Source organism: Azospirillum humicireducens, from assembly GCF_001639105.2.
In the GTDB taxonomy this organism is placed as follows: domain Bacteria; phylum Pseudomonadota; class Alphaproteobacteria; order Azospirillales; family Azospirillaceae; genus Azospirillum; species Azospirillum humicireducens.
In genome coordinates, this window is the sequence record NZ_CP028906.1 from 162,291 (window position 1) to 183,839 (window position 21,549).

Genomic DNA, 21,549 nt, shown 5'->3' on the forward strand with positions numbered 1-21,549 from the left:
GGGGTCAGAAGCGCGCGGACAGGCCGGCATAGGCCGAGCGGCCCGGAGCGGCGTGGCCGTAGACCTCCTCGTAGCGGCGGCCGAACAGGTTCTCGACGCGGCCATGCAGCGTCACCGCATCGGTCAGGTCGTAGGACAGCCGGAGATCCGCGGTGAGGAAGGCGCTGCCGGTGCCGTAATTCTCGATCATGTCGCGATAGCGCAGGCCGAGATTGGCGTAGGCCTCGGGCAGGAAACGCCAGCCGACCGACGCGCTTCCCTGGTGGAGCGGCAGGTTGCGCAGCCGCTGCCCGCTGTTGGCGTTGACCACGCTCTGCCAGGAATAGGCGGCGCGCAGGTCGGTGGTCGCGGTCGGGCGGGCAGCCAGTTCCACCTCAACGCCCTGCGCCCTGGTGCGGTCGACATTGACATAGCCGCCGCCCGAACAGGCCGGGCTGACCGCCGGACCGTAGAGCCAGTTGATCTGGTCGCGGGTGGCGGCCTGGAAATAGGTCGCCCCGGCGGTCAGTTGCCCGCCCAGCAGCGATTGCTCGACACCGGCGTCCCAGCCGCGGCTGCGCTCGGGCCGCAGGTCGGTGCGTCCATAGCAGGGATCGAAGCGTTCATAGAGCGACGGCGGCTGCCACGCCGTGCCGTAGCTGGAGCGCAGCGTCGTGCCGGTCGCTTCGATCCGGTAGGCGGCGCCGAGCCTCCAGGTTCCCTTGCCGCCATGGTCGGTGTGGCGGTCGCCGCGGACGGTCGCCGACAGGTCGAGCGGCGCCACCGGCGTCACGCCGAGGGTGGCGAAGCCGCCGCCGCGCCAGTTGTGCGACCGCATGTCCGGCGCGAGCGGCGCGAAGCCCGGCGTGTGCTGCTCCATGCTCTCGCGGGTGGCGTCGGCGCCGTAGCCCAGCGTAACCCGGTCGGACAGCTTGGCGTTCGCCGCATAGTCGAGGCGGGTCTTGTGGCCGTCATAGGTGTCGCCCCTGGTTCCCTCCCCCCAGTACTGCCGGGTGCTGGTGGTGTTGGCGATGCCGAAGCTGTGGACCAGCCTGCCGCCCAGGCTGTCGAGCGACCCGCCCAGGCGCAGGAACCGTTCGGTTTCGTCGCGCGACCAATTGTTGTCTCGGGTGGCGGGATCGTAGGTCAGGCTCTTGCGCCGGTAGCGCGCGGTCGCGTCGAGGCGCAAATCCTCGGTCGCCTGGACGCCGATCCGTCCGGCGACGGCCCAGTGCCGGAACGGGTCCTTCTCCTGCCCGCCACGCCAGCGGCTGAAATCCGAAAAGCCGCCGGAATGGGTTCCGGACAGCGAGGCGCGGTAATCCACCCTGTCGCGTGCCCCGGACACCGAGGCGTTCGCCCGCTTGGTGTCGAAGCTGCCATATTCGGCACCGACCTGCCCGCCGAACGGACCGGCCGGGCGTCGGGTGACGATGTTGACCACGCCGCCGCCGGCATCCGGCCCGAAGCGGCCCGGCTGCGGCCCGCGCAGCACCTCGATGCGCTCGATGTCGGCGGTGTCCATCTCGCCGGCCGCATAGTGCGACTGCGACTGGCTGGTGTCGCTCATCTCGACGCCGTCGATGAAGAAGCGGGTGTTGCGCGGGCCCAACCCGCGCAGCCGCACGGTCTGGGCGCCGCCCGGCGCCTGCCGGCCCGACAGGCTGACACCGGGAACCAGCAGCAAGGCGTCATCGAGACGACGGATCTGCCGACGGGCGATCTCCTCGGCGCCGATCACGCTGGAAGCGGTGGACGCCTGCTCCTGCGGCACTGCCAAATCCTTCGGCGCCGCGATCTCCAGCGGAGCGAGTTGAAGGTCGTCCGCCGAGGCGGCCGACGCTCCGGCCGCAACCCCGAGCCCGGCCAAGGCGACCCGGACGCAAAAAGTCCTGCCAAAATGTGTGATGGAACGGCTTGTCTGCATGCTCTGCCACGTCCTGCCACAGGCATGGAGGCGCGTTCGGACAAGCGGTGCGGCCGCGAAGCCGCCCGTCCGGGACAACACATCCATGCCGGCCCCGGAAACCGGAGCCGTTGAACGGGCGTTGCCGAACGGACGCCACGACGCGAGGCCCCGCGCCTGGAGAACCATTCAGCTGCGACGTGATTCAGGGAGGATCGATCATCCCGGACTCCGGTCGCGGCAACGCCAATGGACGCGTCACCACGACGGGTTTCCGCACCTTCGACACACCCCGATCGAAGGCAGAGTGACGCTGTCGGAGGCAGGTCTCCTGGCTCGCGGGTCGTCATCCGGCACCGCCTTCCCGACCGCGATCCCAAGGACCTCCGGTCAGTGGCTTTCTGGTGCCGACTCGCCGCTCACAGTTGCGGGGACAGCCACGGCTTGCATCAGGCTTGGAGGCCTGTCGCTTCCGTCGTTCCCTTTTAATCTCCCGGCTTGCGTCCGGGAAAACCGCCGACAATGCCTCTCGTGATAGAGGCAGGCCATACGCCTGTCAATGGCGTCGAGCCGTTCCTGTCCTCGCAATGATGCGGGCGTCCCGATCAGGGGGCGGTCCGCGATTCCGCTGACCGGTCCCGCAACGCCGGTGATGGGGCCGCGGGCAACATGGCGTCCAGCAGCGCCCGCGCCGCCGGATGGTCGAAGGCGAAAGAGGGGCCGACCGGCCGGTCCTCCACCAGTCCGCCGTCATGCAGCACCGCCACCCGGTCACAGAAGCGGCGGACCAGCCGGACGTCGTGGGTGATGAACAGGAAGGCGGTGCCCAGCCGGTCGCGCAGCCCGGCCAGCAGATCGAGGATCTGGAGTTGCAGCACGAGATCGAGATTCGACACCGCCTCGTCCAGCAGGATCAGCCGGGGTTCCGGCGCGAGCGCGCGGGCGATGCAGACACGCTGAACCTGGCCGCCGCTCATGCTCCCCGGCAGCCGGTCGGCATCCTCCGGCGCCAGCCCGACCAGCCGCAACAGCTCCGCCACACGGGCGGCCCGTTCCCGCGCGTCGAGGCCGGTCAGGTGGCGCAGCGGTTCGGCGATGATCCGGCCGATCCGATGGCGCGGATTGACCGCGCCCAGCGGATCCTGGAACACCGCCTGCACCGTCCGCCGGAAGGTCCGGCGGCCGGCGGCATCCATTGCATCGATCGGCCGGCCGAGACAGCGCACCGTGCCGCCATCCGGCCGTTCGAGGCCAAGCATCAGCCGGGCCAGCGTGCTCTTGCCCGATCCGCTGGCGCCAAGCAGCGCCACGCTCTCCCCGTCCCTCACCGACAGGCTGACGCCACGCAGCACCGTCTTCGACGGCCCCTTAGCGAAGACGCCTTGCCCGCCATACCGTTTCTCCACCGCCTCGGCGGCCAGCAGGATCGTCACGCGAACTCCTCCGGATAGAGCGCCCGGTGGGCATCGAGCAGGGCGCGGGCGGCGCCGGAACGCGGTGCCGCGAACAGCGCGGCGACCGGAGCCGTCTCGACGATGCGGCCGGCTTCCATCACCGCCACCTCGTCGGCCAGCCGGGCGACCACCCCCATGTCGTGGGTGACGATCAGCACACCCAGCCCCCGCGTGGCGACCAGCCGCTCGATCAGGGACAGGATATGGCCCTGGACCAACGGGTCGAGGTCGGTCGTCGGCTCGTCGGCCAGCAGGAAGGGCGCCCCGGCCAGCAGCGCCAGGGCGATCATCATGCGCTGAAGCATGCCGCCGCTCATCTCGAACGGGTAGAGCCGGGCGATGCGGTCGGGCTCCGGCAGGCCGACCTCCGCCAGAACCTCCGGCAGAAGCCGGTCCAGCGCGCCGGCATCGCCGCGCACCGCCAGCGTTTCGCGGGCATGGGCGCGCATGGTCAGCACCGGATTGAAGGCGCTGCGCGGGTTCTGCATCACCGTCGCCACCGTCCGGCCGGGCAGCGTCGCCGGTTCGACCGCCTCGCCGTCGAGACGGACACGGCCGCCGAGCCGCTCCACCCCAGGCGGCGTCAGCCCCTGCAACCCAAGGCAGGTCAGGGATTTGCCCGACCCGCTGGCGCCGACCAGCGCGGTGACGCGCCCGCGCTCCACCGCCAGATCGATGCCGCGCACCAGCTCCACCGGACGGCCGTCGCGGCGGGCCGAGAGCCTGAGCCCCTCCACGCTCAGACGGTGCACGGTCAATGGTCGTCTCCCGCCAGCGTCGGGTCGAGCCGGTCGCGCAGCGCGTCGCCCAGCAGGTTGAAGCCCATCACCGTCAGCAGGATCATCAGCCCCGGCCACAGCATCAGCATCGGCTGGGTCCAGATGAATTCGCGCGCGTCGCTGATCATCACCCCCCATTCCGGCGTCGGCGGCGTCACCCCCAGCCCGAGGAAGGACAGGCCGGCGACATGCAGGATCATGTGCCCGATGTCGAGCGTCGCCAGCACCACCAGCTGCACCAGCACCCCCGGCAGGACATGCTCCACGAAGACGCGCGGCCGCGACGCGCCGGAGACGATGGCGGCGGCGACGAAGTCGCGCTCGCGCAGCGACAGCACCATGCCGCGGACGATGCGGGCGTACCAGGCCCAGTGGGACAGGGCGATGGCCAGCACCACATTGGTCAGGCCGGTGCCGAGCACGCCGACCATGAACATGGCGAGCACGAAGGTCGGCACGGTCAGGAAACCGTCGCAGACCCGCATGACGATCCGGTCCGTCCGCCCGCCGAGAAAGCCCGACAGGCCGCCGATGCCGATGCCCAAGGTCAGGATCAGGGCGACGATGACGGCGACCGCCCCAAGCGACACCGAGGCGCCGTGCAGCAGCCGGGCCAGCAGGTCGCGCCCGAGATGATCGGTGCCGAGCCAATGGGCGGCGCTCGGCCCTTCCAGCCGCGCCATCAGATCGACCGCCTCCGGATCCCAGGGAAGCAGGGGAGCGGCCAGGGCAGCCAGGGCGATGACGCCGACCAGGGCCAGCCCGGCCAGTGTGGTGCGGCGAGGCCGGAGCCGGCGGCGGGCACCGGACAGCCCGTCATCCTGGACAAGCACGCTCATCGCCCGACCTCCCGTGCCGGGCGGATGCGCGGATCGAGCCACGCATACAGCACGTCGACAGCCAGATTGCACAGCACGAAGATCACCGTCATCAGCAGGGTGAAGCACTGCAGCACCGGATAATCCCGGTTGTAGATGGCGGAGACGGCATAGCGCCCGATCCCCGGCCAGCCGAAGATGTTCTCGATCACCAGCGTGCCGCCCAGCAGCTCGCCGATGTGCATCCCGGTGGCGGTGACGATGGGCAGCAGGGCGTTGCGCAGGATATGGTTCTGGACGACCCGCCGCTCCGGCAGGCCGCGCAGCCGGGCATAGAGGACGTGGCGCTGGCCCGCGGTCTCCAGCATGCTGGCGCGTAGCAGCCGGGCGTTGATGCACAGCGACATCAAGGCGACGGCGGCGACCGGCATCACCATGTGGCTCCAGCCGCCGCGGCCGAGCGGCGGCAGCCAGTTCAGCGTCACCGAGAACAGCAGAACCAGCAGGAAGCCCAGCCAGAAATTCGGGATCGACACGCCGGCGAAGGCGAGCGCCCGCACCAGATGGTCGGGCAGACGGTCGCGGTGCCGCGCCGCCCAGATGCCGAGCGGCAGGCTGACCGCCAGCGTGACGACCAGCGCGGCGGCCCCCAGCTGCAAGGTGGCCGGCAGGTAATAGAGCAAATCGTCCAGCACCGGCCGGCGGGTGACGTAGGACAGCCCGAAATCGAGATGCAGCGCCTGCCACAGCCAGGACAGGTACTGCTCCGCCAGCGGACGGTCCAGCCCGAGCATCCGGTGGGCCGCGGCGACGGCGGCGTCGGTCGGCGGGATGCTGGACAGGCGCAGGTAATCCAGCGCCGGATCGCCGCGCCCCAGCCGCAGCAGCAGGAACACGCCGACCGACACCGCCAGCAGCAGCGGCGGCAAGGTCAGCAGGCGGCCGACGATGAAGCGCAACATCCTCCGGTCTCCCGCGTCACGGTGCCGGACGCATGGCGCCGAACGGAATCTCGTAGACGCTGGCGCCGAAGCCCACCCCCTCCACGCCGCGGCTGACCGACATCGCGGTCAGGTAGGACAGCGGCAGATAGACCGCCTGTTCATGCAGGGTGGTCAGGATGTCGCGGTAGAGCGCCTGCCGAGCCGTCTCGTCCGTCGTCACCAGCACGGCGCCGATCTTGGCGTCGATCTCCGCCTTCATCGGCAGGCCGCGCTGCGCCTGGTAATCGGCGTGGGCCGGCACCCGCATCGAACTCACGAAGGAATGCGGATCGTAGGGGGCTCCCCAGGTATCGCCGAAGATCAGGCCGAAGCGGCCGTCCTTCTGCCGGGCCTGGACGGCGTTCTCCTCCTCGCCGACCAGGACGGCATCGAAGCCGACCGCCTTCAGGTTCGCCTGGATCGCCTCCGCGAGCGCCTTCTCCCGCGCATCGTTGCCGATGAAGCACAATTCAACCCGCAGCGGCTGGCCGTCGCGCATGCGGACGGTTCCGCCGGCCGGCAGTGTCCATCCGGCCTCGTCGAGTAGCCTTGCCGCCCGTGCCGGATCGAAGGCGTAGGGTGCAAGGCCGAGATCGGTGTAGGGGAAGTTCGCAGCGAACAGCGTGTCGGCCCGCGGCTCCAGCCCGTAGAGCAGCTTGGCGACGATGGCGTCCTTGTTCACCGCGTGGTTGATGGCGCGGCGCACCGCCACGTCGCTGGTCGGGGCACGGCCGCTGTTGATCGCCATCGTCCGGGTGGCCAGCGGCGCCGACACGGCGGTCCGGCCGGTGCCGCGGGCCTTGAAGCGGGTGAAGCTGTCGGCCGAAATCTGCCCGGTGCCGCCGTAGATCAGGTCGATCTCGCCGGTTTCGAAGGCGACGGCGCGGGATGTCGGATCGGGGATGACCTTGACGACGATGCGCTCATAGGCCGGCTTCGGCCCCCAGTAGGACGGATTGCGGGTGAAGACGTCGTATTCGCCCTTCTTCGTCTCGGTCAGCATCCAGGGTCCGGTGCCGACCGGGGAGCGGACGCCGTCGGCGGTGATCACCGACGGAGCGGCGAAGCGCACCGGGCGGATCAGCGCCAGCTCCAGCAACGTCGGATAATAGGGGTCCTTCAGGCCCAGACGGATCCTTCGGCTGTCCAGCACCTCGACCGATTGGATTTGCCCGATCAGTTCCAGCCAGTCATGCCTGGACCGCTCCGACAGAACCGCGTCGAAGTTCGCCTTGACCGCCGCCGCGTCGAACGGCGTGCCATCGGAGAAGACCACGCCCTCGCGCAGGGTGAAGTCGTAGGTGCGTCCGTCGGGCGAGATCGTCCAGGCGGTGGCAAGCCATGGCTCGATGGTGCCGCCTTCGCGGTAATGCACCAGCGGCTCGTAGACCATGGCCTGCGCGAACATCTGGTTGGGCGAGTAACGGTGCGGGTCGAGCGGCCCGGCATTGCCGCTCCAGGAGTAGGTCAGCGTTCCTCGCGGACCGGCCGCCGCCGCTTGTTCTCCGGCCATCGCCGCCGCCAGAAAAAGGGCGGCCGCCACCGTTCCGGCCAGCCTCTTCCGCCATCGCGCCATCACATCACCCGTTCCGCTCGGCCTGCCATGGTCCCCGGCCACGTTCGTGGCTCGCCTGCCTGCCCGTCCACCCGCCGGTTGCGGATGGACGGTGAAAGCGTCCGGCCCTATGGTCACGCCAGGGACGATACGGCCGGCTTGGTATGATGTCTATCAAGATTCATCATACTTCTGTCGCAGCGGCATCTTGTCCCGGCCGGCACGGGGGGAGGCGACATGCAACGGGTTACGGTCACGTTGGACGACGATCTGCTGGCTGACATCGACCGTCTGGTCGAACGGCGCGGCTACCAGGGACGATCGGAAGCGATCCGCGATCTCGCCCGCAGCGGCTTGGCCGAGGCCGCCTCGGCGGAGGGGGAGACGGGCGCCTGCGTGGCCGCGCTGGTGTATGTCTACGACCATGCGGCACGGGAACTGTCGAAGCGCCTGACCACCACCTTCCATGAGCATCATGAACTGACGCTGACAACGCTTCATGTCCATCTGGACCATGGAAGCTGCATGGAAGTGGCGGTGCTGAAGGGGCAAGAGGCGGCGGTGCGCGGCATGGCCGAACGGGTGATCGCCGAACGCGGTGTACGGCATGGCCGTGCGGTCGTGATCCCGATGCGCGACGGGGACGCCGACGGCGGGCATGACCACCACGGTCACTAGAGCGGCAGTGCGGTCAGTATCCCGACCACCGGATCGTTGCGGTGGGTGGTTTTCGCACCGGTCTTGCTGTCCGGCCTGCGCGCCCGTCCCGCGACGAGATCGACATGATCCCTGCGAAGCGCCTGGGGCCCGGAAAGCCGGGCTCCCCGATGAAGCGGGACCGACCTTCCCGGCGGAGGATGGTGTCAGGGATGGTTTCGGTGGGGGCGCGCGGGATCGCCGCGCCGAATGGGTGGGGAACATGGGGGTTTCTCCTCATCGAGCGAGTGACGAATGTGAAAGGCAATTGCCGGATGCTGAGGCTGTCCGATGTTGTCTCGGACATTCTCCCTCTACCTTGGGCGCCTGCTGGCGCCCATTTCCTTTTCAGCCGTTGGCGGTGGCTGCGGTCGGGCTGCGCGACAGCGCACGCTGCCCTGTACCGCAAGGCCGACGCATTGAAATGGTGGCGGTTCTGGGCTTTTTTCCACGGTCCGGCCCGGCGGAACGACCGGATGCTGCAGGACAGGGTCGATGACAACCGCGGCAGGTCCGCCATCTTCTGCCCATTCACCGCGTCCTCCTATGCCGACCCCGAATCGAACCACCCGATGCGCCCAAGCCCCGGCAGTTTCACGGCAAGGTCCAGCGGGTCGATGCCGATGGTCAGGCCCAGCAGGTTGATCTCCAGCCCTTCCTCCAGCGCCAGCAGCAGGCCGGCGACACCGAACAGGCTGATCTGCCAGCCGGTGCCGCTCGGCGCACGGGCGAGCAGGCTGCGGCCCAGATAATCCTTGCCCAGCGCGGTGGACGGCAGGTCGAGCCGCAGGTCCGGCACGGCGCGGCCGATCCAGGCGGCGAAGGTGTTGCTGTTGGGGCCGGGCCAGACCCGGTACTCGCCGGCAAAGGGATAGCTGGCGGCGGCGGCGGCGATCTTGGGGATCGCGGCTTCGGCGGCCGGGCCGCGCAGTTCCGTCAGCAGCGTGGGCTGGGCTCCGAACCAGCGTCCGTCGGGGTCGCGGTTGCTGACGGCCACCACCGGCAGGCCGCGGTAGGCGCGCCAGCCGATCACCTCATAGACGGTGTAGCCGCGGGCGCCGGCCGGTTTAACCGCGAACCACGGATGCACGCCGAAGGCGCCGCGCCAGGACAGCACGCGCGCGGCATAGACCTGGACCACCGCCTCCGGCGTCGTCGCCGCATCGGGGGCGAGGCCCACCGGGCTGCGGTCGATGCGGCTCCAGTCGACGGCCGTCGGTACGGCTCCGGACGCGATGAGAAAGGCCGGCCCGGCGAGCAGCAGGACCAGCGTCAACAGAAATGCCAGCAGCACCTTCACGACCCTCACGCCCTGCTCCCGCGCGCTCCACGCCCGCCATCCATGTAGTCACCCGGACGACGGATTTCCGGTGACAGCGGAGGGGCAGCGGGGAAACAGCGCAAGGAACATGGCCGGTTCGGGCCGAAAGGCGGTCAGATGCTGTAATCGCCCTGCTGCAGGCTCTGGTCCATGGTCAATGCCGGGGCCGGCTCGTCGCGGCACCAGCCGACGACCTTGGCGGGCACGCCGGCCACGGTGGCGCAGCCGGGGACGTCCTTCAGCACGACGCTGCCGGCGCCGACCTTGGCGTGGGCGCCGATGGTGATGTTGCCCAGCACCTTGGCCCCGGCCGACAGCAGCACGCCGTCGCGGACCTTGGGGTGGCGGTCGCCATGCTCCTTGCCGGTGCCGCCCAGCGTGACGTTCTGCAGGATCGAGACGTCGTTGCCGATCACCGCGGTTTCGCCGATCACCACGCCGGTGCCGTGGTCGATGAAGACACCGCGCCCGACCGGAACCGCGGGATGGATGTCGACGGCGAAGGCCTCCGACACGCGGCTTTGCAGGAAATGGGCAAGGTCGTGGCGCTGACGCTTCCACAGCCAGTTGGCGACGCGGTGCCATTGCAGGGCGTGGAAGCCCTTGAAATAGAGGAAGGGCGTCAGGCAGCCGTCGGCGGCCGGGTCGCGGGCCAGGATGGCGGCGAGGTCGGCGGCGGCGGCATCGACGATGGCCGGATCGGACTCCATGGCGTCGCGCACCACCGCGGCCAGCCGGTCCTCCGGCATGGCGCGGTCGGCCAGCTTGCGCACCAGCAGCGCCGCCAGCGCCGGGCCGAAGCCGTCGCGTGCCAGCACCGCGTCATACAGGAAGGGGGCGAGGCCGCTTTCCTCCTCCGCGACGCGGGCGGCATCGGCGCGCAAGCGGCGCCACAGCGACTGTTCGACCGACTCCGCCGCCTCCCGCACTGCAACGTCCAGGCTGTCCATCGCCATCACCCCTTCCCGCGGGGCGTGCCCCGCGATATCCGCTCGCCATATCCGAAGGATGCTACTGTGGTGAGACGCCCCCGGTCCGGTCAAGGCCGTTGCCGTCAAGGCTGCCTCCCGCTGCGCCGCTGGCCTCTTGCCCATCGCTGGCGTGCGCCCGCCGGAAGGCCTGCGGCGACCGCCCTTCGCGCTTGGTGAAGAAGCGCGAGAAATAGGCCGGATCCTCGAAGCCCAGGGCATAGCCGATCTCCGCCATGCCGTGGCTGGTGTAGATCAGCGACCGTTTGGCCTCCAGCATCAGCCGGGCATGGACCAGCTGCAGGGTCGACAGGCCGGTGACGCGGCGGCAGGCGGCATTCAGCCGGCCCGGCGTGACGCCCAGCGCCGCGGCATAGCGCTCCACCGGCCAGTGCTGGCTGAACCGCTCGTCGATCATCGGCCGCAGCCGGGCGAGCAGCCGCAAATCGGGGGATTGTCCCGGCCCGTCGCGGCCCGCCCCATCGCGCCGGCCGGCCTTCAGCCGCGCCACGGCGACCAGCAGCAGCATCACATGGGCCGAAATCGCGCTGGCGCGGCCGACATGGTGGGCGCGGAACTCCCCCCGGATGGCGGCGAAGGCATCGGACAGCGCCGCCGCCTCGTCCGATTCCTCTTCCAAATCCCAGGCCAGCGGCAGGGGTGGAGCGTCGCGCAGGTCCGCCTCCGGCGCGGCGGCAAGCACGCCGGCCAGGAAGCCCTCCGACATGGTCAGAACATGGCCGTCGGTGCCGGCATCGAAACGGAAGCCGTGCACCACATGCGCCGGGACGACGATGAGGGCGGGGGCACGAAAGGCGGTGTCCACCCCATCGGCGGTCAGCCACCCGCCGCCGCCGGTGACCAGCAGCGCATGGCTCAGCCCATCATGGCGGTGGGGCCGGACCTCCCAATTGTACAAGCGCATCCGCTCCGGAATCGTCTCGATATGGACGAAGCGCAGCTCCGGGACGGCCGGCGGTTCGCCGTAGAGCCAGTAGCGGGGAATGGGTTCGGCTGCATGGGCACACTGGGCGGACATCGAACGGACTCCGGCGGTCTGGCGATGAAAAGTACAAGGCTTTCGCCGGTTCGTCTATGTCCGCCCGTCCGCACCAAGGACTAGCATGACCAATAATCATCGGCGCACGAAACAATCGGCGCCGCAGCGCCGAATCCGGCTTCCCGAAGAGGGCGAGAGACATGCAAACCACCCGTTCGACCCGTACACAGGTCGCCATCGTCGGCGCCGGCCCGGCCGGCCTGTTCCTGTCCCATCTGCTGCACCGCCAGGGCATCGAGTCGGTGATCCTGGAGCATCGCAGCCGCGAGGAGATCGAGGGCACCATCCGCGCCGGCGTGCTGGAACAGTGGGTGGTCGACCTGATGAACGACATGGGCCTCGGCGACCGCATGATGCGCGAGGGCCATTTCCACTCCGGCATCACCCTGCGTTTCGATCGGCAGAGCCACCACATCGACATGGCGGAGCTGACCGGCGGCAAGCGCGTCACCGTCTATGCCCAGCACGAGGTGATCCGCGACCTCGTCGCCGCCCGGCTGGAGGATGGCGGCAGCATCCTGTTCGGCGTGTCCGACGTGCAGTTCCACGACCTCGACGGCAAGACGCCGCGCGTGCGGTTCCGCCGCAGCCCGGACGGCCCGGTGGAGGAGCTGCGCTGCGATTTCGTCGCCGGCTGCGACGGCTTCCACGGACCGAGCCGGCAGGCGATCCCCGCCGCCACCCGCACCGAATACCAGATCGTCTATCCCTTCGGCTGGCTCGGCATCCTGACGGAGGCGCCGCCGTCGCACCCCGAACTGATCTACGCCAACCACGAGCGCGGCTTCGCCCTGCTCAGCACCCGCTCGCCGGAGGTGCAGCGGCTCTACATCCAGGTCGATCCGAAGGACGACATCGCCAACTGGTCCGACGACCGCATCTGGTCGGAACTGCACCGCCGGCTGGAGGACGAGAGCGGCTGGACCCTGAAGGAAGGTCCGATCTTCCAGAAGGGCATCATCGCCATGCGCAGCTTCGTCTGCGATCCCATGCAGCACGGCCGCCTGTTCATCGCCGGCGACGCCGCCCACATCGTGCCGCCCACCGGGGCCAAGGGGCTGAACCTGGCGGTCGCCGACGTGCTGGTGCTGTCCCGCGCCATGACCGCCTATTACAAGACCGGCAGCACCGAGGGGCTGGAGCGCTACAGCGCCACCTGCCTGCGCCGCATCTGGAAGGCGGAGCGTTTCTCCTGGTACATGACCACGATGCTGCACCGGAACGAGCACGAATCGCCCTTCGAGCAGCGCGTGCATCTGGCCGAGCTGGACTATGTCGTCCACTCCCGCGCCGCCATGACGGCGTTGGCGGAGAATTACGTGGGTCTGCCGATGGAGTGAGGGTTGGGGAGGGGGCAAAGCCGCCGCTTCCACCCCCCGAAAATCCCACCCCCACCCCCTGGCCCTCCCCATGCCGGCACGCCATCCTCCTCCTCACCCGACACCGACAGGAAAGTGCGGCGCGATGAAGCAGGTGATGTTCGTGGAACTCGGCATGGGGGTGGATCTGCATGGCCAGGACGTGACCAAGGCCGCCATCCGCGCCGTGCGCAACGCCATAGAGCGCAACTCGATGCCCGGCATGCGCGCCCTGGTGGATGGCGACACCGGCAGGATGCAGGTGCGCGTCCATCTCGCCGTGCCGGCCGATGCCGACCGGCTCGACCACGAGGCGGTGAAGGCCGTCTTTCCCTATGGCGCCGTCACCGTCCATGTCACCGGCGGCGGCATGCTGGCGCCGAGCGGGATCTTCCTGGCCGACAAGAACGACCGCAACGAGCAGATCTACGTCGTCAACGCGGCGGTCGAGGTCGGTCTCTGACCGTCCCGTCCGCCGCGGCCGACGCTCCGCGTCACGACTCAGCCGGCGCGGATGCCGCTGATGAAGCGGTCCATCTGGCGGGTCAATTCATCGGACTGCATCAGCAGATCGGAGGCTGCCTCCTCGACCTGACTGGCGCCTTTGCCGGTTTCGCCGGCCATCTTCTGCATGCCCTGCACCCGGCTGACCACCTCCTGCGCCCCGCTGGCCGCCTGCTGCACGTTGCGGGCGATCTCGCGGGTCGCCGCTCCCTGCTCCTCGACGGCTGAAGCGATGGTGGTTGCGGTCTCGTTGATGCCGGTGATGGTGCTGCTGATGTCGTCGATGGCAGTGACGACGGAACGGGTGGCGGTCTGGATCGTCCCGATCTGGGCGCTGATCTCTTCGGTGGCCTTTGCCGTCTGGTTGGCGAGGCTCTTGACCTCGCCGGCGACCACCGCGAAGCCCTTGCNGCGGCGGCGGTAAGGCCGGCGACGATCTCGGCCGTCCGCTGGGTTTCGTCCACCGCCTTCTGGCTCATGCTGGTCGACCGGCTGACTTCGGCACTGATCGCCTGGATCGACGAGGCAAGCTGCTCGGCCGCCGCGGCGACGATCTGCACGCCGCTGCCGGCTTCGGAGGCGGCGCGCGAGGTGTGGTCGGACTGCTCGGCCGCATTCCGGGCGATGTCGGTCAGCACGCCCGAGGTGGAGCGGAGCTGGGCTGCCTGCTCGGCGACGCTGTCGACGATCGTTTTGATCTGGGTTTCGAAGCCGTTGGCCAGATCCAGCATGCCCTTGCGCCGGTCGGCGGCAGCCTGTTCGGCCGCCTGTTCGCTTTCGCGGCGCAGGGCGGCCATGGCGATGCCATTGTCCTTGAAGATCTGGACGGCCTGGGCCATCGCGCCGATCTCGTCCCGCCGCCCGGCTCCGGCAATGGAAACGCCATGGTCGCCGCCGGCCAACTGGCGCATGGCGGTCGCCAGCGCAGCGATGGGCCGGGTGATCGCCCTGCCGAGATAGATGGACGCGATCAGCATCACCGCGATCACGCCGGCAATCACCGCAAATGCCTGATAAAGTTTGTCGGCAAAGCTGTTGTCGATGTCATCGACATAGACGCCGGATGCGATCACCCAATTCCATGGCATGAAGGGGGCATCGTAGGAGATCTTTGCGTAGACCGCGCTGCCGCCGTTCGGCTTGGTGAAGCGGTAGGTGGTGAATCCGCCGCCGGCCTGGGCATTGGCGATCTGGTGCCGCAGAAAGGCGAAACCGTCGACGTCCTTTTCCTCCAGCCGCATCTGGCCTTCCAGCTCCTTGCGGGTGCCATGGACCTCGGTGACGCCATTGGTATTGTAGACGAAGAAATAGTCGCCCTTGCCGTAGCGTAGGGCGCGGATGACGTTCTTTGCGCGTGCCTTGGCCTCATCGAGCGGAAGCGCACCGCTGGCCGCCTCACGATTGTAATATTCGGCGATGCTGACAGCATTCTCAACAATATTCCGGATCGCCTGCTTGCGATCCTCAATCATGGAACTTTTCAGATGACTAAGATTATATGCCACAATGGCAAATGAACAAAATAGCGCCAAGCCCACAAGCGCGAATATTTTTTTGGTGATACTGATATTGTTCAACATGAAAAACGAAACTCCCTATGTGCCGCTTCGCGAAGCGCGGCGCTATGCTGCATCCGATGCATGATGCTGTCCTTCTGGCATAGCTGAACGTATGTTCAAGGAAAATCGCCATACGATACATCAATGGCAGATGCGCAGCTTCCAGCGGGAATATATCCGAATCAGTTCGCAGCACGCGCTTCTCGGAACCGGGGCGAGTCGGCGGCGGCATGGTCGCCCGCCATGCCGGCCGGGTGGCTTGGAAAAGCACGCAAGAGCGCGCTGCCCGTGATGAGGAAAGCCCCCTCCTGCAGCCGACCGCCGATTTGCCCGTCGTTCAGGCTCCGCGCATCCGCGCCGGCGACAGGCCGAACCAGCGGCGGAAGGCCCGGCTGAAGGCACTGACCTCCGAATAGCCGAGCAGCGCGCCGATGTCGGCGATGGGGACATGGCGCTGGCGGATGTAGATGGCGGCCAGATCGCGCCGCACCCCCTCCACCAGATCGGAGAAACTGAGCCCCTCGTCGGCCAGCCGGCGCTGCAGGGTCCAGCGGGCGATGCCCAGCCGGTCGGCGATGTCCTCGACATAGGGCGGGCCTTCCGGCAGCCGCGCCCGCACCTCCGCCTTGACACGGTCGAGCAGCGGCGGCGTGCCGGTGCCTCGGGCGATGTCGATCAACGTGCCGCACAGCCCGGTCAGCCGCGCCATGTCGCCGCCAGGCATGCGACGGTCGAGATGGCGGTCGCGCAGCAGGATGGCGTTGGTGCGCTGGCCGAAATGGGCGGGCGCATCGAACAGCGCCTCGTGCTGGCGCCAGCCCTCCGGCTTCGGGTGCTCGAAATGCACCTCCTCCGGCATCCACTGCGGGCCGAGACAGGCGCGCACCACATTGGCGAACATGCCCATGGTCAGCTCGGCATCCTGCCGCCGCTCGACGATGCAGCCGTCGAGGATGCGGTATTCCAGCCGCAGCAACTCGCCCTCGCGGACGAATCGGGTCTCTGTCGCCTGCTGGTGGAAGGGGAACAGCCGGGCCAGATGGTCCAGCGCGGCACCCAGCGTCGGCGCGGCCAGCGCAATGGAGCCGATCAGCCCCAGCATCTCCGGCTGGAACTGCCGCCCGAACATCAGGCCGAAATTGTCGTTTCCGGTCTCCGCCGCCGCCACCTCCATCATCGCCACATAGGCGCGGAGGTCGAGCGCCAGCGTCGGCTGGCCGAGCGCCCGCTCCTCCACGCCCGCCCGGTGGAACACCCGGTCGGGGCAGCCGCCCTGTGCGGCGATGAAGCCGGACACCCCGCAAGCCGCGGCGGCCAGAATGTTGTGCTGCACAGATCCTGTGCGGCCCCCGCCAAGCTGGCCGGCATTATGCCCAATAGACGGTCGGTGCGGCCCCATGACACAGCCCCTCGCAGCCGGTTTGCCGCAACGCAGCAAACATTATGCCGACTTCAGGCTGCCAGAGACCGTTCGTATAGGAAATTGTACGATGGGCTTATAATCGTGAGGCCGGGGAGCGGTCCGGAAAAGGCGTGCCTTTCCCGGCCGTCATTCCCGCGAAGGCGCATAGGCGCTAACTTACTGGTCGAATTGTTGTCGAAGCCGAGCCCATCCCTTATCGACCGTCATCCCCGCGAAAGCGGGGATCCAGGGTTTTCCAAGCAGAACCAATGGGCAAGCCTGGATCCCCGCCTTCGCGGGGATGACGCAAAGTTCCTTTTGTTCCAGAGACTTCACAGTGTCCGGAGCCCGGCCCGGCCACGGGGGGGGGGCGTTGGTCCCGCCCTTTCCGATCAGATGCTGTAGTTGTCCGCGATCTCCGAGCGCAGCTGTTCCACCTGATCGCGGAACACCGAGCCGTCGCGGCCGGCGCTGTTGCGCACGTCGCGCACCACCCGTGCCGGGGTGCCGCCCAGCACGATGATGCGGTCGGCCAGATGCACCGCCTCTTCCAGGTCATGGGTGACGAACAGCACGGTCTTGCCGGTCTCCTGGTGGATGCGGCGCAACTCGTCCTGCAGGTTGTGGCGGGTGATGGCGTCCAGCGCGCCGAAGGGTTCGTCCATCAGCAGGATGTCCGGATCCACCGCCATGGCGCGGGCGATGCCGACGCGCTGGCGCTGACCGCCCGACAGCTCGTAGGGCCAGCGGCGGGCATAGCCGTCGAGCCGGACCAGCTTCAGCGCGGCCTCCGCCCGTTGACGCCGCTCGTCGCGGCCGACCGGCAACCCCTCCAGCCCGAACTCCACATTGCGGATCACCCGGCGCCAGGGCAGCAGGCGGGAATCCTGGAAGACCAGCCCGACCGGGCGGTGGCCGGGACGTTTGTCCTGGTGGATGGTGACGCCGCCGCTGCGGGCGGTGTGCAGCCCGGCGACGACGCGCAGGAGCGTGGACTTGCCGACGCCCGACGGGCCGACGATGGCGACGAAGCTGCCACGCTCGATCGACAGGTTGACGTCGACCAGCACCGGCGGCGCGTCGCTGCCGTAGCCGATGGACACGTCCTCGAGGTCGATGACCGATGACGCCGCGGTTTTGGAGAGGGTCACCGCTGCCATGAGAGCACCCGCGACTGAACTTGCATGAACAGGAAATCCGACACGCCATAGAGCAGCGCGATGGTGACCATGTAGAGCACGACGATGTGGGTCGCCAGCAGGCCCGACGCCTCCATCATCCGCATGCCGAGGCCGGAGATGCCGAACAGCTCGGCCGCGACCACCGTCATCCAGCCCTGCCCCAGCCCGGCGCGCAGGCCCGAGAGGATGCCCGGAAGCGCGCCGGGCAGGATGATCTTGAACAGGCGCGGGATCAGACCGCCCTGGCCGAAGGCATAGCCCAGTTCGATCAGGTCCTTGTCCACCCCGCGCACCGCGGCGTAGCTGGCGTAATAGTTGATCCAGAACACCGTCAGCGCGATCAGGAAGGACGCCGCCGCCTCGCTGACGCCGAACCAGATGATGGCGAAGGGGATCCAGGCGATGGCCGGAATCGGGCGCAGCATGCGCACGACCCAGGCCTGGAAGGCGTCCCACTTGCCCCACAGGGCCGCCGCCGTGCCGAAGGACACGCCGAGGAAGGTGCCCAACGCCAGCCCGACCAGATAGTGCGACAGGCTGGCCATCACCATCGCCTGCCAGATGCCGCTCTTGAACTCGGTCAGGAAGGCGGCGGGCACCGCGCTCGGCGACGGCAGCAGCCGTGCCGGCACGATGCCGCTGCGTGCCAAGGCTTCCCACGCCAGCAGGAAGACGACGACGCCCAGCGCCGACAGGGCGATCTTGTTGGTGGTCTTCATCGGCTATCCGATATCCCTGCGCGCACCGGCTTACTTGACGGCGGCATCGTAGAAGCTGAAATCGAAGGCCTCGGCCACCGGGATGGTCTCGCTGGCCGACCCGATCTCCTTGGTGAAGGCCATCATCTTCTCCACCGCCGGCACGACCGAATGCGGATCGGCGACGAACTTGGACCCCGGCCCCTTGAAGGCCGCCTCGAGCGTCGCCGGCTCCATCAGGCCCTTGCCGAGATAATTGTTCACCAGCTTGGCCGACGCGGCCGGATCCTTGGCGATCATGTCGACGGCGCGGATATGGGCCTTGACCAGCGCCTTGATGGCGTCGGGGTTCTTCTTCAGCACCTCCGCGCGGGCGGACACCACGGTGCCGGGCTGGTCGGGGAACATCTGGGCGCCGGTGGCGACGAGAACGACGTTCCGGTCCATCTGCTGGGTGACGGTCACCGTCGGCTCGCGGATGGTGGCGGCGTCGAGCGCGCCGGCCAGCAGGGCCTGCTGCGTCTTCTCGATGCCCATCGGCACCAGCTCGACATCGGCCGGATCGACCTTCACCACCTTGAACAGCCAGTGCTTCAGCACGGTGTCGGGAACCGAGCCCGGCGGCTGGGTGCCGATCTTCGGCTTGCGGCCGGTGTCGGCGGCGAACTTCCGGAAGGTCTCGGCGGTCGGGTTGGCGCCCACCGCCTTGGCGAAGGGACCGCGGGCGGCCACCACCATCTCCTCCACCGCCGAGTTGGCGATGACCGAGATGTCGGCGCCCTTGGTGCGGGCGACCAGCACCGGGGCGACGCCGGCATAGAGCAGGTCGATCTGGCCGGCGGCCATCGCCTGGATGGCGTGCGGGCCGGATTCGAAACGGGTCAGCTTCAGCTCGATCCCCGCCTCCTTGGCCCAGCCCTGCCCGTCGACGATGAACAGCGGCGAGGCGGCCAGGATCGGGATATAGCCGATCTCCAGCTTCACCGGGTCGGCAGCGCGCGCGGCGCCGGGCATGACGGCGACGGCCGATGCGGCGGCCGACGCGAGGGCGACCAGGGCGGCAAGGGTGGAGCGGCGGGTCAGGCGGAGCATCGGATCATCCTCGACTGGGGTTCCGACGCTATTTAGCACGGTTGCGCGTTTGGGAAAGAGAGATTTTCACACGATCATGCACGGGAATTCACAATAACACACAAATGAAGCGTTATTTATGGGGCCGGAATAGCCGAAAACGGCGGGAATTGGAGGTCCGGCGCGGAGCGGGCGGTCCGGACTCAGATCTCCGTCAACAGGTAGAGCGAGACGCCGCAGAGCGAGGCGCCCACCATCAGGATCGCCATCGCGATGCGGGTCCACAGCGCGATGTGCGAATCGAGCGGTTCGGCAAAGTCGTCGTCGTCCATATCCGGACTTCCGTCACTGTGGGGAAGCCGGCGGGGCGGACCCCACCGGCTCTCGGTGACGGTAAGCGATAGCGGAGCCGTGTTGCCGCCATGTGTCCCGCGGACGGCTTTGTGTAACGGTTGGTAACGGCACCTCCCGGCGCGTTACAGCCCCTCCACCACGATCATCTTGAAGTCGGCGGCATCGCGCCGGGCCTCGCGCGCCTTCATGTATTCAGGGCTGTCGTAAAAGGCCTTGGCGCTGCCCAAATCCGGGAATTCCAGGATGACGATGCGGTTGGGCTGCCAGTCGCCTTCCAGCACCGCCGTCTCGCCGCCGCGGCTGAGGAAGCGCCCGCCATTCCTGGCGATCGCATCGGGGGTCAGCGACTTGTAGACCTCATAGGCGACCGGGTCGGTCACGCGCACGTCGGCGATGATGTAGGCGGCCATGGTTTCCGCATCCTCTCTCGTCTTTTTCGGCCCAAAGAAGAAGGGCGCGGGAAGCTTCGCCCCCGCGCCCTTTTCGGTCAATTGCAGATGGACGCCGATCAGGCTTCCATCGCCTTCACCACCTCTTCGGTGACCTTCTTGGCGTCGCCGAACAGCATCATGGTGTTGGGGCGGAAGAACAGCTCGTTCTCGACGCCGGCATAACCGGCGGCCATACCGCGCTTGATGAAGAACACCGTCTTGGCCTTCTCCACATCCAGGATCGGCATGCCGTAGATCGGGCTGGCCGGGTCGGTCTTGGCCGCCGGGTTGGTGACGTCGTTGGCGCCGATGACGAAGGCCACGTCCGCGGTGCCGAAGTCGCGGTTGATGTCCTCCAGCTCGAACACCTCGTCGTAGGGCACATTGGCCTCGGCCAGCAGCACGTTCATGTGACCGGGCATGCGGCCCGCCACCGGATGGATGGCGTACTTCACATCCACGCCTTCATGCTTCAGCACGTCGGCCATCTCGCGCAGGGCATGCTGGGCCTGGGCGACGGCCATGCCGTAGCCGGGGACGATGATGACCGACTGGGCGTTCTTCATGATGTAGGCGGCGTCCTCGGCCGAGCCGGCCTTGACCGAGCCCTGCGGACCCTTGGCGGCACCGCCGGCAGCGGCAGCCTCGCCGCCGAAGCCGCCGAGGATGACGTTGAAGATCGAGCGGTTCATGCCCTTGCACATGATGTAGGACAGGATCGCGCCCGAGGATCCCACCAGCGCGCCGGTGATGATCAGCAGGTTGTTCTGCAGGGTGAAGCCGATGCCGCAGGCCGCCCAACCGGAATAGCTGTTCAGCATCGAGATGACGACCGGCATGTCGGCGCCGCCGATCGGCAGGATCAGCAGGAAGCCGAGAGCCAGCGCCACCAGCACGATCAGCCACATCGCCGCCGACGAGTTCGACTGCACCAGCCAGATGATGAGGATGACGGTCAGCACGCCGAGCGCCGCGTTCAGCGGATGCTGCATCGGGAAGACCAGCGGCTTGCCGGTGACCAGCCCCTGCAGCTTGGCGAAGGCGACCAGCGAGCCGGTGAAGGTGATGGCGCCGATGGCGGTGCCGAGCGCCATTTCGACCAGCGAGCCCTTGGCGATGGCGCCGCGGATGCCGATGCCGTAGGCCTCCGGCGAATAGAAGGCGGCGAGCGCCACGAAGACGGCGGCCAGACCGACCAGCGAGTGGAAGGCGGCGACCAGCTGCGGCAGCGCCGTCATCTCGATCTTCTTGGCGACGACATAGCCGATGGCGCCGCCGATGGCGATGCCGAGCACGATCATCCAATAGGACTGGACGATGGGCGAGGCCAGCGTGGTCAGGATGGCGATGGTCATGCCGACCATGCCGTAGATGTTGCCCTGGCGCGAGGTCTCCGGGCTCGACAGCCCGCGCAGCGCCATGACGAAGCAGACCGACGCGACGAGATAGAGAAGGGCCGACAAGGTTTCCAT

General features: G+C 68.2%; 20 protein-coding genes, 1 pseudogene and 1 riboswitch. Of the genes and pseudogenes, 3 read left to right on the plus strand and 18 right to left on the minus strand.

Going from position 1 to position 21,549, the window contains the following annotated elements:
* Positions 1 to 4: 4 nt before the first annotated feature.
* The 6 genes from A6A40_RS25180 to nikA form a co-directional block, all read right to left on the minus strand.
* On the minus strand, positions 5 to 1,849 hold the full coding sequence (locus tag A6A40_RS25180) for a TonB-dependent receptor plug domain-containing protein (protein ID WP_236784027.1): 1,845 nt from the start codon (positions 1,847 to 1,849) through the stop codon (positions 5 to 7).
* Positions 1,850 to 2,189: 340 nt separating this feature from the next.
* A riboswitch (cobalamin riboswitch) is annotated at positions 2,190 to 2,418 on the minus strand.
* 72 nt (positions 2,419 to 2,490) lie between these two features.
* Positions 2,491 to 3,318 (minus strand): nickel import ATP-binding protein NikE, encoded by an 828-nt coding sequence (gene nikE, locus A6A40_RS25185; protein ID WP_108548618.1) that lies wholly within the window; start codon positions 3,316 to 3,318, stop codon positions 2,491 to 2,493.
* Positions 3,315 to 4,097, minus strand: a complete 783-nt coding sequence (locus A6A40_RS25190; RefSeq protein ID WP_418208634.1) for a nickel import ATP-binding protein NikD — start codon at positions 4,095 to 4,097, stop codon at positions 3,315 to 3,317. Before A6A40_RS25190 ends, nikE begins: the two co-directional genes overlap by 4 nt.
* Complete coding sequence (nikC, locus tag A6A40_RS25195) at positions 4,094 to 4,957, minus strand: nickel ABC transporter permease subunit NikC (protein ID WP_108548619.1); 864 nt, start codon at positions 4,955 to 4,957, stop codon at positions 4,094 to 4,096. The genes A6A40_RS25190 and nikC overlap by 4 nt, the downstream gene beginning before the upstream one ends.
* The gene (gene nikB, locus A6A40_RS25200; RefSeq protein ID WP_108548620.1) at positions 4,954 to 5,898 is read right to left on the minus strand and encodes a nickel ABC transporter permease subunit NikB; all 945 of its coding nucleotides are present in this window, start codon (positions 5,896 to 5,898) and stop codon (positions 4,954 to 4,956) included. Before nikB ends, nikC begins: the two co-directional genes overlap by 4 nt.
* A gap of 16 nt (positions 5,899 to 5,914) precedes the next feature.
* The gene (gene nikA, locus A6A40_RS25205) at positions 5,915 to 7,495 is read right to left on the minus strand and encodes a nickel ABC transporter substrate-binding protein (protein WP_162363847.1); all 1,581 of its coding nucleotides are present in this window, start codon (positions 7,493 to 7,495) and stop codon (positions 5,915 to 5,917) included.
* 216 nt (positions 7,496 to 7,711) lie between these two features.
* Between nikA and nikR the strand changes: the two genes are divergently transcribed.
* Positions 7,712 to 8,152, plus strand: a complete 441-nt coding sequence (gene nikR / locus A6A40_RS25210; RefSeq protein ID WP_108548622.1) for a nickel-responsive transcriptional regulator NikR — start codon at positions 7,712 to 7,714, stop codon at positions 8,150 to 8,152.
* A gap of 562 nt (positions 8,153 to 8,714) precedes the next feature.
* On the opposite strand, the gene A6A40_RS25220 is transcribed toward nikR, so the two are convergent.
* The 3 genes from A6A40_RS25220 to A6A40_RS25230 all read right to left on the minus strand — a co-directional run bounded on the left by A6A40_RS25220 (position 8,715) and on the right by A6A40_RS25230 (position 11,498).
* The gene (locus A6A40_RS25220; protein WP_335645203.1) at positions 8,715 to 9,479 is read right to left on the minus strand and encodes a DUF3750 domain-containing protein; all 765 of its coding nucleotides are present in this window, start codon (positions 9,477 to 9,479) and stop codon (positions 8,715 to 8,717) included.
* Positions 9,480 to 9,604: 125 nt separating this feature from the next.
* Positions 9,605 to 10,447 (minus strand): serine O-acetyltransferase, encoded by an 843-nt coding sequence (cysE, locus tag A6A40_RS25225; protein ID WP_014189812.1) that lies wholly within the window; start codon positions 10,445 to 10,447, stop codon positions 9,605 to 9,607.
* 55 nt (positions 10,448 to 10,502) lie between these two features.
* Positions 10,503 to 11,498, minus strand: coding sequence for a helix-turn-helix domain-containing protein (locus A6A40_RS25230; RefSeq protein ID WP_108548624.1), 996 nt, complete (start codon positions 11,496 to 11,498; stop codon positions 10,503 to 10,505).
* Between the two features lie 161 nt (positions 11,499 to 11,659).
* Here A6A40_RS25230 and pobA point away from each other — a divergent pair, with 161 nt between their 5' ends.
* Both pobA and A6A40_RS25240 read left to right on the plus strand, forming a co-directional pair.
* The gene (pobA, locus tag A6A40_RS25235; RefSeq protein ID WP_108548625.1) at positions 11,660 to 12,859 is read left to right on the plus strand and encodes a 4-hydroxybenzoate 3-monooxygenase; all 1,200 of its coding nucleotides are present in this window, start codon (positions 11,660 to 11,662) and stop codon (positions 12,857 to 12,859) included.
* Positions 12,860 to 12,983: 124 nt separating this feature from the next.
* Positions 12,984 to 13,340 (plus strand): Lin0512 family protein, encoded by a 357-nt coding sequence (locus A6A40_RS25240; protein ID WP_108548626.1) that lies wholly within the window; start codon positions 12,984 to 12,986, stop codon positions 13,338 to 13,340.
* A 38-nt stretch (positions 13,341 to 13,378) separates the two neighbouring features.
* On the opposite strand, the gene A6A40_RS31775 is transcribed toward A6A40_RS25240, so the two are convergent.
* The 9 genes and pseudogenes from A6A40_RS31775 to A6A40_RS25280 form a co-directional block, all read right to left on the minus strand.
* A complete protein-coding gene (locus tag A6A40_RS31775; protein ID WP_269467691.1) occupies positions 13,379 to 13,777 on the minus strand; it encodes a methyl-accepting chemotaxis protein in 399 nt (132 codons plus the stop codon).
* A 15-nt stretch (positions 13,778 to 13,792) separates the two neighbouring features.
* Positions 13,793 to 14,961, minus strand: a pseudogene (locus A6A40_RS25245) (cache domain-containing protein); the annotation flags it as partial.
* A gap of 316 nt (positions 14,962 to 15,277) precedes the next feature.
* Positions 15,278 to 16,273 carry an AraC-like transcriptional regulator QhpR gene (gene qhpR / locus A6A40_RS25250; protein ID WP_108548627.1) on the minus strand — a complete coding sequence of 332 codons (996 nt, stop codon included), beginning with the start codon at positions 16,271 to 16,273 and terminating at the stop codon, positions 15,278 to 15,280.
* Between the two features lie 461 nt (positions 16,274 to 16,734).
* Complete coding sequence (locus A6A40_RS25255) at positions 16,735 to 17,502, minus strand: ABC transporter ATP-binding protein (protein ID WP_108548628.1); 768 nt, start codon at positions 17,500 to 17,502, stop codon at positions 16,735 to 16,737.
* Complete coding sequence (locus A6A40_RS25260) at positions 17,490 to 18,242, minus strand: ABC transporter permease (RefSeq protein ID WP_108548629.1); 753 nt, start codon at positions 18,240 to 18,242, stop codon at positions 17,490 to 17,492. The genes A6A40_RS25255 and A6A40_RS25260 overlap by 13 nt, the downstream gene beginning before the upstream one ends.
* 30 nt (positions 18,243 to 18,272) lie before the next feature.
* A complete protein-coding gene (locus tag A6A40_RS25265; protein ID WP_108548630.1) occupies positions 18,273 to 19,313 on the minus strand; it encodes an ABC transporter substrate-binding protein in 1,041 nt (346 codons plus the stop codon).
* 182 nt (positions 19,314 to 19,495) lie between these two features.
* The gene (locus A6A40_RS32160; protein WP_257792308.1) at positions 19,496 to 19,624 is read right to left on the minus strand and encodes a hypothetical protein; all 129 of its coding nucleotides are present in this window, start codon (positions 19,622 to 19,624) and stop codon (positions 19,496 to 19,498) included.
* A 144-nt stretch (positions 19,625 to 19,768) separates the two neighbouring features.
* Positions 19,769 to 20,056 (minus strand): DUF1330 domain-containing protein, encoded by a 288-nt coding sequence (locus A6A40_RS25275; protein WP_108548632.1) that lies wholly within the window; start codon positions 20,054 to 20,056, stop codon positions 19,769 to 19,771.
* Between the two features lie 98 nt (positions 20,057 to 20,154).
* Positions 20,155 to 21,549: an NAD(P)(+) transhydrogenase (Re/Si-specific) subunit beta gene (locus A6A40_RS25280; RefSeq protein ID WP_108548633.1), complete on the minus strand. Its 1,395-nt coding sequence runs from the start codon at positions 21,547 to 21,549 to the stop codon at positions 20,155 to 20,157.

What these genes read in the sequence shown, in the direction of transcription:
- nikC (WP_108548619.1), bottom strand. Translation starts at nt 4,957, where the DNA reads ATGAGCGTGCTTGTCCAGGATGACGGGCTGTCCGGTGCCCGCCGCCGG.
- nikB (WP_108548620.1), bottom strand. Translation starts at nt 5,898, where the DNA reads ATGTTGCGCTTCATCGTCGGCCGCCTGCTGACCTTGCCGCCGCTGCTG.
- nikA (WP_162363847.1), bottom strand. Translation starts at nt 7,495, where the DNA reads ATGGCGCGATGGCGGAAGAGGCTGGCCGGAACGGTGGCGGCCGCCCTT.
- nikR (WP_108548622.1), top strand. Translation starts at nt 7,712, where the DNA reads ATGCAACGGGTTACGGTCACGTTGGACGACGATCTGCTGGCTGACATC.
- cysE (WP_014189812.1), bottom strand. Translation starts at nt 10,447, where the DNA reads ATGGCGATGGACAGCCTGGACGTTGCAGTGCGGGAGGCGGCGGAGTCG.
- A6A40_RS25230 (WP_108548624.1), bottom strand. Translation starts at nt 11,498, where the DNA reads ATGTCCGCCCAGTGTGCCCATGCAGCCGAACCCATTCCCCGCTACTGG.
- pobA (WP_108548625.1), top strand. Translation starts at nt 11,660, where the DNA reads ATGCAAACCACCCGTTCGACCCGTACACAGGTCGCCATCGTCGGCGCC.
- A6A40_RS25240 (WP_108548626.1), top strand. Translation starts at nt 12,984, where the DNA reads ATGAAGCAGGTGATGTTCGTGGAACTCGGCATGGGGGTGGATCTGCAT.
- A6A40_RS25255 (WP_108548628.1), bottom strand. Translation starts at nt 17,502, where the DNA reads ATGGCAGCGGTGACCCTCTCCAAAACCGCGGCGTCATCGGTCATCGAC.
- A6A40_RS25260 (WP_108548629.1), bottom strand. Translation starts at nt 18,242, where the DNA reads ATGAAGACCACCAACAAGATCGCCCTGTCGGCGCTGGGCGTCGTCGTC.
- A6A40_RS25265 (WP_108548630.1), bottom strand. Translation starts at nt 19,313, where the DNA reads ATGCTCCGCCTGACCCGCCGCTCCACCCTTGCCGCCCTGGTCGCCCTC.
- A6A40_RS32160 (WP_257792308.1), bottom strand. Translation starts at nt 19,624, where the DNA reads ATGGACGACGACGACTTTGCCGAACCGCTCGATTCGCACATCGCGCTG.
- A6A40_RS25275 (WP_108548632.1), bottom strand. Translation starts at nt 20,056, where the DNA reads ATGGCCGCCTACATCATCGCCGACGTGCGCGTGACCGACCCGGTCGCC.
- A6A40_RS25280 (WP_108548633.1), bottom strand. Translation starts at nt 21,549, where the DNA reads ATGGAAACCTTGTCGGCCCTTCTCTATCTCGTCGCGTCGGTCTGCTTC.